Annotated in this window: 10 protein-coding genes; 4 read left to right on the top strand and 6 right to left on the bottom strand. The window is 52.2% G+C overall.

The features are described 5' to 3' along the window. The 4 genes from C2U54_RS06560 to proP form a co-directional block, all read right to left on the bottom strand. Positions 1 to 558: a polysaccharide biosynthesis/export family protein gene (locus C2U54_RS06560; protein ID WP_103177918.1), complete on the bottom strand. Its 558-nt coding sequence runs from the start codon at positions 556 to 558 to the stop codon at positions 1 to 3. Position 559: 1 nt separating this feature from the next. Next, positions 560 to 1,846, bottom strand: coding sequence for an outer membrane beta-barrel protein (locus C2U54_RS06555; RefSeq protein ID WP_103177917.1), 1,287 nt, complete (start codon positions 1,844 to 1,846; stop codon positions 560 to 562). Then, positions 1,836 to 3,251 (bottom strand): undecaprenyl-phosphate glucose phosphotransferase, encoded by a 1,416-nt coding sequence (locus C2U54_RS06550; protein ID WP_103177916.1) that lies wholly within the window; start codon positions 3,249 to 3,251, stop codon positions 1,836 to 1,838. The genes C2U54_RS06555 and C2U54_RS06550 overlap by 11 nt, the downstream gene beginning before the upstream one ends. Positions 3,252 to 3,655: 404 nt before the next feature. Next, a complete protein-coding gene (gene proP / locus C2U54_RS06545) occupies positions 3,656 to 5,158 on the bottom strand; it encodes a glycine betaine/L-proline transporter ProP (protein ID WP_103177915.1) in 1,503 nt (500 codons plus the stop codon). Positions 5,159 to 5,815: 657 nt separating this feature from the next. On the opposite strand from proP, the gene kdgT reads away from it, so the two are divergent. Then, a complete protein-coding gene (gene kdgT, locus C2U54_RS06540) occupies positions 5,816 to 6,811 on the top strand; it encodes a 2-keto-3-deoxygluconate transporter (protein ID WP_103177914.1) in 996 nt (331 codons plus the stop codon). 433 nt (positions 6,812 to 7,244) lie between these two features. Here kdgT and C2U54_RS06535 read toward each other — a convergent pair whose 3' ends face one another. After that, positions 7,245 to 8,123 (bottom strand): diguanylate cyclase regulator RdcB family protein, encoded by an 879-nt coding sequence (locus tag C2U54_RS06535; RefSeq protein ID WP_103177913.1) that lies wholly within the window; start codon positions 8,121 to 8,123, stop codon positions 7,245 to 7,247. Then, entirely contained in the window at positions 8,120 to 10,477 is a 2,358-nt protein-coding gene (gene crfC / locus C2U54_RS06530; protein WP_103177912.1) for a clamp-binding protein CrfC, read from the bottom strand. The genes C2U54_RS06535 and crfC overlap by 4 nt, the downstream gene beginning before the upstream one ends. Positions 10,478 to 11,068: 591 nt before the next feature. Between crfC and C2U54_RS06525 the strand changes: the two genes are divergently transcribed. The 3 genes from C2U54_RS06525 (at position 11,069) to phnD (ending at position 13,447) form a co-directional block, all read left to right on the top strand. Next, positions 11,069 to 11,404 carry a zinc ribbon domain-containing protein YjdM gene (locus C2U54_RS06525; RefSeq protein WP_103177911.1) on the top strand — a complete coding sequence of 112 codons (336 nt, stop codon included), beginning with the start codon at positions 11,069 to 11,071 and terminating at the stop codon, positions 11,402 to 11,404. A gap of 214 nt (positions 11,405 to 11,618) precedes the next feature. Further along, positions 11,619 to 12,407 carry a phosphonate ABC transporter ATP-binding protein gene (gene phnC / locus C2U54_RS06520; RefSeq protein WP_103177910.1) on the top strand — a complete coding sequence of 263 codons (789 nt, stop codon included), beginning with the start codon at positions 11,619 to 11,621 and terminating at the stop codon, positions 12,405 to 12,407. A gap of 23 nt (positions 12,408 to 12,430) precedes the next feature. Beyond that, the gene (gene phnD, locus C2U54_RS06515; protein ID WP_103177909.1) at positions 12,431 to 13,447 is read left to right on the top strand and encodes a phosphonate ABC transporter substrate-binding protein; all 1,017 of its coding nucleotides are present in this window, start codon (positions 12,431 to 12,433) and stop codon (positions 13,445 to 13,447) included. Positions 13,448 to 13,495: the final 48 nt, after the last annotated feature.

The following is a 13,495-nucleotide window of genomic DNA, read 5'->3' as shown; positions in this document are numbered from 1 at the left end:
TCAGAAGAACCCTATGCCAATAATTACGAGATCGCCCGGGAGAACGGAGTGGGTAACATCAACATTTTCGAGTAACTCACCGGAGGATGATTGACGAATGCTGAGATCCGTACGGTCTGCCCGGTCGGTATAACCCCCCGCCAGCGCGATGGCTTTTTCCACGGTCATACCCGGCTCATAGGAATAGCCATTGGGGTTCTCAACTTCACCAGAGATATAGAACTTACGGAATTCGGCGATATTTACGGTCACCATGGGATTAAGCACAAAGCCATTACGCAGGCGTTGCGTAATCTCTGCATCGACCTGACTGGCGGTTTTGCCCTTTAATTCCAGCTTGCCAATATAGGGGTAATTAATAGCCCCACTATTATCAAGTACTACTTTCATGGTCAGGTCAGGTTGACCGGCAACGTTAATGTTGACGATATCCCCTGAGCCCAGTATATAATTTGCTGTATCGACCACACTATTGTCCTTTAACGTCGGCTGCGGTGATTTGCAGCCAGCAAAAAGGACACTGAGAAGTAAAAACGCGCACAGTTTCATTATTTTCATTTTAAATCTGAACCTTAGCTGTAAGCATAATCAAAGATTGATCGTAGCCCAACGTTTCAGTCACCACGCGATCGTCGTTAGGGCCGATGGTAAAGGTATCGGTATCTTTATTAGACTTAAGCGTATCTAGATGATATTCCACACCAAAATTAATCGATGGTGTGAGGTCATAACCTACAATAAATGAAAACACGCCATTCTTATCGTGACGGTCCTTGTCCTGATGTTTGTAGTCTTCTGTAATGTATGCGTAATCAAGCAACGTCGTTAACCGGTTATTCATCCAAAAATGTTTGTATGAAACGCCGTACTCCGTGACTAAATTATATCCTCCCGCTTCGGAAGGGTCTTTAATACTTTGGGATGTTCTTAAGGTAAAAAGCGACTGTTGGAGAGGTCGCCATTCACCCAGAATATCCCAGTTAATCCCGTTAAAATCCTTCGATCCAGGGTTATTTTCAAAGGTTTTATAAAGCCACGACACGTTCATATCAACGTTCGTTTTGCCCGTCAGCTGCGACTGAATGCCATAACGCAAATAGTATTCATTACTGTCTTTTTCTGACGCATGGCCATAGCGAAACTGGTTGGTAATAAAACTATAGCGAAAACGCGTCTTAGATGTGTATTGATCGAAAATTTCTGCAATCAGCGTATTTTCGTCCCACTCCTGTTCGCGGATATACTGTGCGAAATCCTCATTCTTGCTCTCAACCTGGCCGGTATTGCCGAAGGTCCACTTGCGATGCATCAACGCCAGGTCTGCCCTTCCACGGCCATCTGGCGCACCGTAACTATAGCGCAGCTCACTGTTGAACAAATTGGTGGTTAACGGTGACCTCACGCCAAATTGCCGGAACTGTTCGGGCAGGAAGCCTTCCGTCACGCCGCGCCCGCGCTCCTCATGGCCAAGAGAATCTTCCAGATTCAGGGTCAGGCCATGCATTAGCCCAAAACGCCAGTCGCCTTTAAAGCGAAAAAAGTGATCGTCATAATCATCCGCAGAATCGCTCGAGTAGTGGCGATAATCTCCGGAGTACATCAGCAGGTACTTATCCTGGCCCCGCTCCCCGTTCATGCTCAGGACCGGCTTGAGCCCCTGGAAGTCGGAGCCTTTTTCGTCGCTGTCGTGAGGCTGGAAAGTCACGTTATCGTTATGCCCATAATCCACAGCGACGTTGCTCTGAAAGTCGATGCCCGCCCAGCCGATGTGTGATTTTGGCGTTAATTCTGCTAACGCGACCGGAGACGCTATCATCCCAGCGATAATAATTATTTTAGTATGCATTCTTACCGACAAATCCCTTAAAAATGGTTTTAATGATGATTTTTATATCTAACCAAAAGGACCAGTTCTGAATATATTCAATGTCGTACTGGACTCGCTTTTCCATTTTATATAGCGCATCAATTTCGCCACGATAGCCATTAATTTGCGCTAAACCTGTGATCCCAGGCTTTACTTTATGGCGAATCATGTAGTTTTCGACCTGCTTACGGTAAAGCTCGTTGTGCGCCACAGCATGAGGCCGCGGGCCGACAATCGACATATTTCCTTGAATAACATTGATGAACTGCGGCAGTTCATCCAGAGACGTCCGACGTAAGAATGCTCCAAAGCGCGTGACCCGGGGGTCATCTCGTGTCGCCTGTATCACCGTGTCGGTATTTTCCATGACTTTCATGGTCCGAAACTTCCAGACTTTGATCTTCTGCCCGCTCAGACCATAACGATCCTGTTTAAAGAAAACCGGGCCGCGCGAGGTGAGCTTGATGCCGATGGCAATGACGATCATTAACGAGATAATCATTACCATAATCGCGCTGCCCAGCACCAGATCTTCTGCGCGTTTAATAAACGAACCTCCGCCATCCAGCGGCGAAGTGAAAATACCGATCGTTTGTAAGTTATGGATAGAGCGTATCTGCGATGTATTGGTACTGTAAGCGTAAAAGTCTGGCACGATGTAGGTATTGACAGTGGTATCAGACATCATGGCTAAAAAATGGCGTATACGCTGCAGCGCCACCATCGGCAGGGCGATGTAGATTTCATCCACTCTGCCCGCCTTCGCCTCCTCTACCAGCTTGATCACCGGCCCGTTATAAGGACTGGTAATTCTTTTCGCCAGTTCACCCAGCCGCTCCGGGCCACGTTCATCATAGAAGGCCAGCTCCAGCTGCACGTCCGCATATTCCAGCCGCAGGGCCTTTTCCGCCGCCAGGCCGTTATCGGTGATACCGATAATCGCCACTCTGATACGTTTTTTAGTCGAGAGCTTAAAGATAATCAGCCGGCTCACGTAAAGAAAAGGGATCGGCGAGGCATACCAGAGCGGCATTGCCGGGATATTGCGCACATCAATAAAGCTCAGATAACCTAAAGAATATAATTTCGCGACTAAAAGGCGCACCATGCCGATAAACAGAATGGCCAGAAACGCCGTCAGAAGAAGACGCCGCTGGTTGCGTAATTTGTTGTTTTTAGGCCGATACAGATAACACTCTGTGTACTCACCAAACAGTAAAAACGAGATGGAGTACAACAAGCTGATCAAAATCACAGTGTCGAAAGACTCCATTTTCAACCACCAACCACTCAGCATCAAAATTAAATTAATTGAGAAGAAATCAATTAATTTAATGAATACTGAGTAACCTCCATGGATGATCTTCTGCGAATTTCTCAGCATGTCCTGACCTACTTATAATTAAGCATCGGTATTATTTTTTTGTGCTAATTGCACTAGTAAGCGTAATAAAAATAATAAAATGCTGTTTCGCGCAAGGATACGTTACCGAAAAGATTCAGCATCTCAGGGTCTGTCTGCATTCACAACTACATTGGTGTTGAACCCGGCATACACTTCTCTCATAGCGCTCAAAGCGTCGATTTTTTAGAGGCATCTGCTTGTATACAGCGTAAGCACTATTCAATCAAAGCGCCAATAAACTTTAGTCGTATTCCTTTTCGGTATGAAAAAAAACGATTACGCAGGCAAAATCAGGAAAACCATAGAAAATATGATCTACCTTATATGCTGTGACGTTATGGTGACAAAAGACGCAAAACCCGGCCGAAGCCGGGTTTTGTTATTTACTCATTGATGCGGGGATGTTGATCGACCAGTCGGGAACGCTTCGCCTGCAGTTGCGCAATTTCAGCATCGATATCTTCTATCTTCTGCTCAATGTTGTCGTGGTGCTCACGCAGGATCTCTTTCGCTTCCTGAAGGTCAGACGCAGCAGGCGTCGCCCCTTTCAGCGGCAGGTTCGCCGTCTCTTTCATATAAATGCCGGTTACCAGACCGATGACCGCAATCACCATCAGGTAGTACGCTGGCATCATCAGGTTCTGGGTACTCTCCACCAGCGACGCCGCCAGCGTAGGGGTCAGACCGGCGATCAGCACCGAGATATTAAACGCCGCCGCCAGTGCGCTGTAACGAATGTGCGTCGGGAACATCGCCGGCAGGGTGGAGGCCATCACGCCGATAAAGCAGTTAAGGATCACCGCCAGCATCAGCAGGCCGGCAAAAATCAGCCCGATCACATTGCTGTTAATCATAATGAAGGCAGGGATAGCCAGCGCGAACAGCGCGACACTACCAAAAATAATGAAGGGGCGACGGCCAAAGCGGTCGCTCAGCAGACCCATGATAGGCTGGACAAACAGCATGCCCACCATAATGGCGATGATAATCAACACGCCGTGATCTTCCGAGTAGTGCAGGTTATGCGACAGATAGCTCGGCATATAGGTCAGCAGCATGTAATAGGTCACGTTGGTGGAGATCACCATACCGATACAGGTCAGCAGGCTGCGCCAGTGTTTGGTGGCAATTTCTCTGAACGAGACTTTCGGTCCATCCTGCAGCCCTTCGCGATCGCCCTGCTCCAGCTTATCAACATGCTGCTGGAACGCCGGGGTCTCTTCTAAGGCGTGACGCAAGTAGAGGCCGATAATGCCCAACGGCAACGCCAGGAAGAACGGAATACGCCAGCCCCAGGAGAGGAAGTTCTCTTCGCCCACCACGGTGGAGAGCAGCACCACTACGCCCGCGCCCAGCACGAACCCGGCAATGGAGCCAAAGTCGAGCCAACTGCCCATAAAGCCGCGCTTACGGTCCGGGGAGTATTCGGCGACGAAGATCGACGCCCCGGTATATTCACCCCCGACCGAGAAGCCCTGTGCCATCTTACAAAGCAGCAGCAGGATCGGCGCCCAGATGCCAATACTGGCGTACGACGGGATCAGACCAATACAGAAGGTGCTGACCGACATAATCACAATCGTGATGGCGAGGATTTTCTGACGGCCATACTTGTCCCCCAGCATCCCGAAGAACAGGCCACCCAGCGGTCGGATAAGGAAAGGAACAGAGAAGGTCCCGAGGGCGGCAATCATCTGCACGCTGGGATCGGCATCGGGGAAGAAGACTTTACCTAGCGCATAGGCCACGAAGCCATACACACCAAAATCGAACCATTCCATCGCATTACCGAGCGAGGCGGCGGTGATCGCTTTACGCAGTTTGCCGTCGTCAATAATGGTGACGTCGCGCAGGGTGATCGGTTTAACTTTTTTCCTTTTAAGCATTGCTATCCTCATAGACTAAGCCCAGTCCTCACCACAGCGCTGAAAAATGCGCTCTATGGAACCCGGGAAGCGCTTCATGCGCATTCTCGTCTCTCAAGCGTAGCAGGTTTACTTACACTGACCTTTCGGACCGGTACAACCGAACCTGTTGACGCCTGTCTGGGCTGTGAATGACAGCCTTTACCCTACCAGCGTTTATATGTGTGATCAACTTCACATATTTTTTTATGGTTATCACCAGAAGTGTCAAAACTGTAAATACATGCCCATCAGTTGTTTCTTATGTCTGGTTCTGTAAATACCCTTTCGAACGTTATTATTTGCTGTGAAATTAAAAAAGAACGACATTATTTTACAATGCATTTACAGCGGTTTTAATAATCAAGAGGCAAATATCTTGTTTCCTTAAAATATGTGACGAAGATAACTAAAACACTGTTTTGTTTTGATTGAATCGCAATTCCAACGATCGCATCATAAGCCCGTTACAACGAGTCTGGTGGCCTTTGAGTGAAGGCTTAAAAAAACCAAACTGGTTATATCTGCTGTATGAATGACGAATCCGCTGACGCCACTAGGTCACAATTCGTTGAATTCATTAGATTATTAAATATCACTTATCCGCTGGCGATGCGCGATGAGATGTGAGGGTTGATGATGAAGATTAAAGCCGCGATAGAACGCATCCCCGGAGGGATGATGCTGGTTCCGCTGGTTCTGGGTGCAATTTTAAATACCTTAGCGCCTAATACTGGAGCCTATTTTGGTGGATTCACCAAAGGCATGATTACCGGCACAGTACCGATCCTTGCGGTCTGGTTCTTCTGTATTGGCGCTTCCATAAATTTACGTGCAACGGGTACGGTATTACGTAAATCCGGTACGCTGGTAATTACCAAAATTGCCGTGGCGTGGATTGTGGCGATGGTTTGTGCCATGTTTATTCCGGAAAACGGTATTCAGACCGGCTTCTTCGCAGGCCTCTCGGTGCTGGCCATTGTTTCTGCAATGGACATGACCAACGGTGGCCTGTATGCCAGCCTGATGAACCAGTACGGCACCAAAGAGGAGTCCGGCGCGTTCGTGCTGATGTCTCTGGAATCTGGCCCGCTGATGACCATGCTGATCCTCGGCTCCGCCGGTCTGGCCTCCTTTGAACCGCACCACTTTGTCGGCGCCGTCCTGCCGTTCCTGATCGGTTTTGCCCTCGGCAACCTGGACCACGATCTGCGCGACTTCTTCAGCAAAGCGACCCCGGTTCTGATCCCGTTCTTCGGCTTCGCGCTGGGTAACACCATCAACCTGAACGTTATCCTCGATACGGGTCTGCTGGGTATCGTGCTGGGTGTGGCGGTTATCGTTATCACCGGTATCCCACTGATTATTGCCGACCGCGTTATCGGCGGCGGGAATGGTACTGCGGGTGTCGCCGCCTCTTCCGCAGCAGGCGCTGCGGTGGCAAACCCGGTGATTATCGCCCAGATTAACCCGGCGTTCGAACCGGTTGCCGCCTCCGCTACCGCGCTGGTTGCTGCAAGCGTCATCGTCACCGCGATTCTGGTGCCGATTATTACCGCGCTGTACGCCAAACGCTTTGGCAACGTCCCAACCACGACCGAAGAACAGCGCCCGGTTGAATCACTGCACCACTGAGATACAAGCCCTCGCCCGGACTATTCTCTCCCTTGAGAGAGGGTTAGGGTGAGGGGGAACATGCAACTCCGTTGTTGGTTCCGTTCACCTTACGTTCTTTGCCTCTCTGTCACACCTGAACCGGTGAACGTGCCAGGGGGGCTCGCCGCCTCCCCCCTGGCTACCCCGGCTCCCGGCAAAGAAAATCGCCGCTTCGCGGTTCCTTCGGCTTATTCCCTTCGGCTATCGGGTCGGGCGTGATCCTACATCCATGTAGGTCACGCCCTCTCGGCGCATCCCTGCGCCTCGCCCCGGCCTACGGTCAACGCCTCAGCGATTTTCAGGCGGACCAGGGAGTCGCTGTAAGTCTTTTATTACTCTCTAATTATTTCATTGCGTTAAGCATAAGAAAATGACTGAGGATTCCTCAGCCCCTCACGGGAGAGGGAATCCCCTACTCCCCAAAAACCTCCTCCACCATCGCTTTCGCCAGCCTCGCCGCCGAACACAATCTCGGCATCCCCAGCGCCACATTCTGCCAGCTTTGCGTCACCGACCAGCACACCGGATGCCTCTCCACATCACACCAGTCACCCAGCCAGCCCAGCATATCTTTATGGTCGATAATCCCCGGCGTACTGGGCGTGGTGAGCCACTGGTGATAAAAATGGCGGGTATTAGGTGCAGCGTTGATCCCCTGCGCCAGATAGTTAGCCACCATGCTGCACAGGTTATCTTTCAACATGGCGCTGACGTCCGCATTCGCCAGCCGACAGGCATCACCGAACGCCCCCCAGCGCAGCTCCTCCAGCGCCACATAACCACGACCGGCCAGCGACCAGCCGTCGTAGTGCCCGGCGCGCCAGCGGGTAAAAATCTGCTCGCTGTGAACGCCTGCCTGCACCGTTAATCCGCGCTGGGTTAACGCCTTCTCTTTGAACTGCGCACGTTGCTGAAAATGGGCGGAGAGGGTTTCGTATTGATGCACCACGCCAATCGGCGGCTGATTACGCAGGCTGGCCTGCTGGCGCAGCGTGGAGAGAATGTGCGTCATCCGGGTCAGCGCCAGATGGCCGGGGTCGAACATGCCCGCCAGCTTCTCTGCCAGCCCGAGTCGCAGCACAGCATTTTCGCTGAACATTCCCCCCATGGCCCACTGACGAAGATGAGACTGCGCCATGATCTCCTGGGTTAAACGTTCACGAAAGTGCTGCTGTTGCGACACCACAGAGGTGTGACGCTGCGCGTCAGCCCCCTGCACCAGGTCGACCATAAATTTAGGATGGATACATTCCAGCGTCCGTCCGGGACCGTCCAGTAGTTGTTTTGTCATGGTTGCTCTGCCGCGAATAACGTTTGAATATCATCGCGTAACAGTCGGGTATCTTCCTGAATCCACGTCGCAGTCGTAATGCATTGCTGCAACAGCTGGCTGAGCGCCCGTGTGGCATGCTCATTTTGCTGACGCACTGCGAGGCTATCACGCAAGCTTTCCTGTAACCCTGCAAGGCATAACGAGAATTCCGCAAAGAATGTCGCCATACCCGCTGTAACAGAGACATCGACCTGCGCAGCCAAAGCTTTACGAATTTGTTCACAAAAGTGATCTATATGCTGTTTAAATTTTTCATGAAGCTCTGACACGTTAATAACATAGCGCGTCCGCGTCATTACATAATCTTCCCAGCCCCAGCCCGGATTATTCAACCAGCGGGAGACCGTGTCGCGCAGCGCACTGCTGGTTCCCTGCCCCTGGCCAGCCGGCAGGCTCTCCTGAGCGATAGCATCGCTGAACAGCCCCCGGGTATTGAAGTTAAGCTGGTTTGCCTGAAACGCCGGGAAGCTGATCCGCGCGCGGAATCCGGCATGGCTTAGCTCCTCTTTAATCCGCGTTTCAATGGGCCGCATGGCGTCGTTCAGGGAGCGGGCCAGCGTGGTTTCCAGCTGGTCAAACCGCAGCGACAGCTCGCGACCGATTTTTGCCTGTGCATCCAGCAGGATCATTTCACAGGAGGAGCGGATTTTGCTCAGCAGGATTTGCGCCTGACCTTCATCATCCAGCACCAGTTGTCCCGGGGTAGCTAACGCCTCGGCATGGAGCGTGTGCGGCTTAAACCCGGCCAGATCGAGCAAATTATCCGGGTTGAAGATGTGCGCGACCGCATGTTTGATATCGTTCTGCTGCGTGCTGATAAACAGGTCGGTCGCCGCCAGCGCCTGTCCAACTTCATGCCGCACCTCATTGCTTACCGACGCCTGGCGGGACTGCAACAGCGCCATATCCTCTTCCAGGCGGGCGATATTCAGCTCCAGCTCGTCGAAGGCGACCGTCAGCCCCTGATAGCGGAAATCGAGATACTCCCGGGCGTTCTGGGCATAGTTCAACAGCTTATGCGACGCCGAGCGTAACGCATACAGCGAGGCATTGGCGTAGGCAGCATAAATCAGCTTACGGATCGGCTGCTCAAAGAGGGAATCCTCCCACAGCAGATCGGCGGAGTGGCGAACGTGCTCAATATCGTCCAGATCGGCAGTCCGCCAGCGGCGGCCCAGCGCAGCTTCGGCAAAATCCTGCACCCAGCGCTGCTCCTGGTGATCCGGCAGCTTGCCGTGCTGATTCAGTTCATGACGCGCCCGATTCGCCAGGTATCCCCACATCGAGGAGACCGGGAAGATCTGCCCCGGAGAGATATGGCCTTTCATCAGGGTGCCGGAGATCATCGCCCGCACCTGCTCTTCATCATCGCTGTTGCGGTCTTTCTGATCGAATTTGTTGACCAGCGCGTAGAGCGGTACCGATTTGCTGACGGCAGAAATAGCCAGCCGCACTTCGGCGTCCGAAATCGACTTCAGTTGCGTATAGTCCATTACCGCCAGCACCGCCGAAGCGCGGGCGAGCTGCTCAGTAAGCATTTTTTGCAGATGCGGTTGCCCGGCCTCATTCGGCCCGGGGGTATCCAGCAGGGTTAATTGCCCCAAATGACCATCCAGCCCGGCCAGATGGACAAACTCCACCTCAATAACCGGGATATTCTCAATCGCTGCATAGGCGGAGAAGGGAAAATCTGTTCCAAGCGCCTGAGAAAGTCGCACTAAACCATTCAGGTTTTTTAAACAATTAAATATCGGCTGCGCGCCTAAATAATGTTTTTCAAACGCTTCGCCGGTTTCAATGCGCCCCAGCAACGCATTCATATCTTTATCAATTTCAAGTTGCTGGGCCAGCTTGCCGCGATCGTAATTGGCCAGCTTCTTTTGCATTTGTTTTATTAATGTATCGATCGGCGCCACGTGAGAAAAATGCAGCACCGGCTCCTTCTGACCAGGCGTATGACGGATCAGCGTCGGCAAGGCGGTCATGGGACGGTTGCGATTGGGCAACACCTCCGTTCCCACAATGGCGTTAATCGTCGTCGATTTACCGGCTTTCATGGTGCCCACAATCGCCAGCACCATCTCCAGACGGGTAATTTTGCGCAGTTCATTATTCAGCATGGACTGCTGCGCTTCTAAACCACGGGTACTAAAATGTAGAGGTAAAACGTTGCTGGTTTCGCCGGTAATGGCCGATGTTGCATTGTCCAGCATCGCAACAGGCATGGCGCTAAGTGACTCGAGATTCTGCAATGAGAGTTGCAGCAGTCTTTCAGCTTCCTGGCTTAACTCAAATATTGTTTGTGTATGCATAGTAAAAAGCCTTCCCTTAACACAAATTTTATATAACCGAATTATTTTAAGAATGAAGGATCGGCTTATATGATTCCGTGTAGCAAATATGTTCGACGCAAAATAATTGCCTGATGACAATCAAATATATTCTTTAAGCGCTGAAAGCAGCGGAGCGCGCTCCTTCGGTCAGGGAAATCGAAAGACTAAGAGCGTAGCTCAAATTTAATAAATTTCAGGATAAACCATCTTTAATCGCCCACCAAAAATGAGGGGGTAATCATCCCTGCAAGCCCGGGGATGGCTATAAAAACATTTACGGTGAATATCATTAGCACCTTAACCTTATCCGAAATGACACGGCGTATCAATTTGCCGCAATAAAATATTATTGCTTTCATTCGCAAGCGTTTCATTCTCGCGCCGGGTACTTATCATTACCTGAGTCACTGACAGACCCTGTCATCAGAAACGCTTTTTTTAGCCAAAAGCGAAAAATAATATCACCGACAAAAGTAAGGACATGCGCTATACTTGCCGCCTTTTTCGACAACCTGTCGATTTTTAGCGGGCCTCATTGCCGCCGGTTCGCACTATTTTGAGGAGAACACCATGCAGCTTCCACACTGTCCTAAATGCAACTCTGAATACACCTATGAAGATAACGGTATGTTCATCTGCCCGGAATGCGCTCACGAATGGAACAACGCAGAACCCGTAGCCGAGAGCGATGAGCTGATCGTTAAAGATGCCAACGGCAACCTGCTGGCGGATGGCGACAACGTCACCGTCATTAAAGATCTGAAGGTCAAAGGCAGCTCTTCAATGCTGAAGATCGGCACCAAAGTGAAGGGCATCCGTCTGGTCGAGGGCGACCACAATATCGACTGTAAAATTGACGGCTTCGGCCCGATGAAGCTCAAATCCGAGTTCGTGAAGAAGAACTGATTTGTCGTTGTCTTTTGAGGCCCGGCAAGCGCAGCGCCGCCGGGCACTTTTGCCGGATGCGCTTCGCTTATCCGGCCTACAAATACCTCCCCCTTCTCGTTGATCGCCTGTCATCGCTTTCACCTCAACTCTTCAAACTCTCGCAACCAACACTTAACCTAAATGTCACATTGATCCGCCAGCATGAGGCCACATTTGAATTGAGGCCTTACCCATGCACACTGTCATCCGCGTCGAGAAACTCAGCAAGACCTTCCATCATAACAAGGCTCTGCATGCCGTTGATCTGACCGTCCAGCAGGGCGAAATGGTAGCGCTGCTCGGGCCATCCGGTTCAGGTAAATCCACTCTTCTGCGCCACTTAAGCGGCCTCATCACCTGCGACAAAACCTCAGAAAGCCACGTTGAGCTGCTGGGCAATACCGTGCAGCGCGCGGGCCGTCTGGCGAGTGATATCCGCAAAAGCCGCGCCCAGACCGGCTACATCTTCCAGCAGTTCAACCTGGTGAACCGCCTGACGGTGCTGGAGAACGTGCTGATTGGCGCGCTCGGCAGCACCCCGTTCTGGCGCACCTGTCTGCGCTGGTTCTCGCCAGCTCAGAAGCAGGAGGCGCTGCAGGCGCTCACCCGCGTCGGCATGGCCCACTTCGCCCACCAGCGCGTCTCCACCCTTTCTGGCGGTCAGCAGCAGCGCGTGGCCATTGCCCGGGCGCTGATGCAGAAAGCCAAAATCATTCTCGCCGATGAGCCGATCGCCTCGCTGGACCCGGAGTCGGCCCGCATCGTCATGGAAACCCTGCGCGACATTAACCGCAAGGACGGCATCACCGTGGTGGTCACGCTGCACCAGGTGGATTACGCCCTGCGCTACTGCGAGCGCATCGTCGCCCTGCGTCAGGGGCACGTCTTCTTCGATGGCGCCAGCCATCAGTTTGATAACGAACGCTTTGATCATCTCTACCGCAGCATTAACCGCGTCGAAGAGCGCGCGCAGGCTGCTTAACGTCCCCACAATGAGGAATGGAAATGAGCTATAAGACGGTTGCCGCGCTGGCCTTCACCAGCATGTTCAGCATCAGCACCCTATTCAGCCCTGCGTTTGCTGAGGAGCAGGAAAAAGCGCTGAATTTCGGCATTATTTCGACGGAATCACAGCAGAACCGGAAGCCTCAGTGGGAACCGTTCCTGAATGATATGGAAACCAAACTGGGGATCAAAGTGAACGCCTTCTTCGCCCCGGACTACGCGGGCATCATCCAGGGGATGCGCTTCAATAAAGTGGACATCGCCTGGTACGGCAACCTCTCGGCGATGGAAGCGGTGGATCGTGCCAACGGTCAGGTCTTTGCGCAAACCGTGGCCGCCGACGGCTCCCCGGGTTACTGGAGCGTGCTGATCGTCAATAAAGACAGTCCAATTAACAACCTCAACGACATGCTCGCCAAACGTAAAGAGCTCACCTTTGGCAACGGCGATCCCAACTCCACGTCGGGCTTCCTGGTGCCGGGCTATTACGTCTTTGCCAAAAACAATGTCTCCACCAGCGAATTCAAACGCACGGTCAACGCCGGGCATGAAACCAACGCCCTGGCCGTCGCCAACAAACAGGTGGATGTTGCCACCAACAACACCGAAAACCTCGACAAGCTGAAGACCTCCGCGCCAGACAAGCTGAAACAACTGAAGGTGATCTGGAAATCCCCGCTGATCCCGGGCGACCCGATTGTGTGGCGTAAGAACCTCTCCGAAAGCACCAAGGAGAAGGTGTACGACTTCTTTATGAACTACGGCAAAACCGCGGAAGAGAAAACCGTGCTGGAGCGCCTGGGCTGGGCGCCGTTCCGCGCCTCCAGCGACCTGCAGCTGGTGCCGATTCGCCAGCTGGCGCTGTTCAAACAGATCCAGGGCGTGAAGGACAACAAGACGCTGAAAGAGGAAGAGAAGAACAGCAAGCTGTCTGAAATTCAGGCGCAGCTGGACGATCTCGACCGCCTGACCGCCGCGCTGGGCGCAATGACCAGCGTGACCAAAGCGGTGCAGTGATTACGTTCCCTCTCCCTTGAGGGAGAGGGAGAACAGATTAAGGAGCAC

It is taken from the genome of Leclercia sp. LSNIH1 (assembly GCF_002902985.1).
Taxonomy (GTDB): domain Bacteria; phylum Pseudomonadota; class Gammaproteobacteria; order Enterobacterales; family Enterobacteriaceae; genus Enterobacter.
Note: the sequence above shows the minus strand (reverse complement) of the source record. Positions and strands in the feature narration are given on the sequence as shown.

Excerpts from the sequence above, each read along its gene's own strand:
- C2U54_RS06560 (WP_103177918.1), bottom strand. The coding sequence starts at position 558 with ATGAAAATAATGAAACTGTGCGCGTTTTTACTTCTCAGTGTCCTTTTT.
- C2U54_RS06555 (WP_103177917.1), bottom strand. The coding sequence starts at position 1,846 with ATGCATACTAAAATAATTATTATCGCTGGGATGATAGCGTCTCCGGTC.
- C2U54_RS06550 (WP_103177916.1), bottom strand. The coding sequence starts at position 3,251 with ATGCTGAGAAATTCGCAGAAGATCATCCATGGAGGTTACTCAGTATTC.
- proP (WP_103177915.1), bottom strand. The coding sequence starts at position 5,158 with ATGCTTAAAAGGAAAAAAGTTAAACCGATCACCCTGCGCGACGTCACC.
- kdgT (WP_103177914.1), top strand. The coding sequence starts at position 5,816 with ATGAAGATTAAAGCCGCGATAGAACGCATCCCCGGAGGGATGATGCTG.
- C2U54_RS06535 (WP_103177913.1), bottom strand. The coding sequence starts at position 8,123 with ATGACAAAACAACTACTGGACGGTCCCGGACGGACGCTGGAATGTATC.
- crfC (WP_103177912.1), bottom strand. The coding sequence starts at position 10,477 with ATGCATACACAAACAATATTTGAGTTAAGCCAGGAAGCTGAAAGACTG.
- C2U54_RS06525 (WP_103177911.1), top strand. The coding sequence starts at position 11,069 with ATGCAGCTTCCACACTGTCCTAAATGCAACTCTGAATACACCTATGAA.
- phnC (WP_103177910.1), top strand. The coding sequence starts at position 11,619 with ATGCACACTGTCATCCGCGTCGAGAAACTCAGCAAGACCTTCCATCAT.
- phnD (WP_103177909.1), top strand. The coding sequence starts at position 12,431 with ATGAGCTATAAGACGGTTGCCGCGCTGGCCTTCACCAGCATGTTCAGC.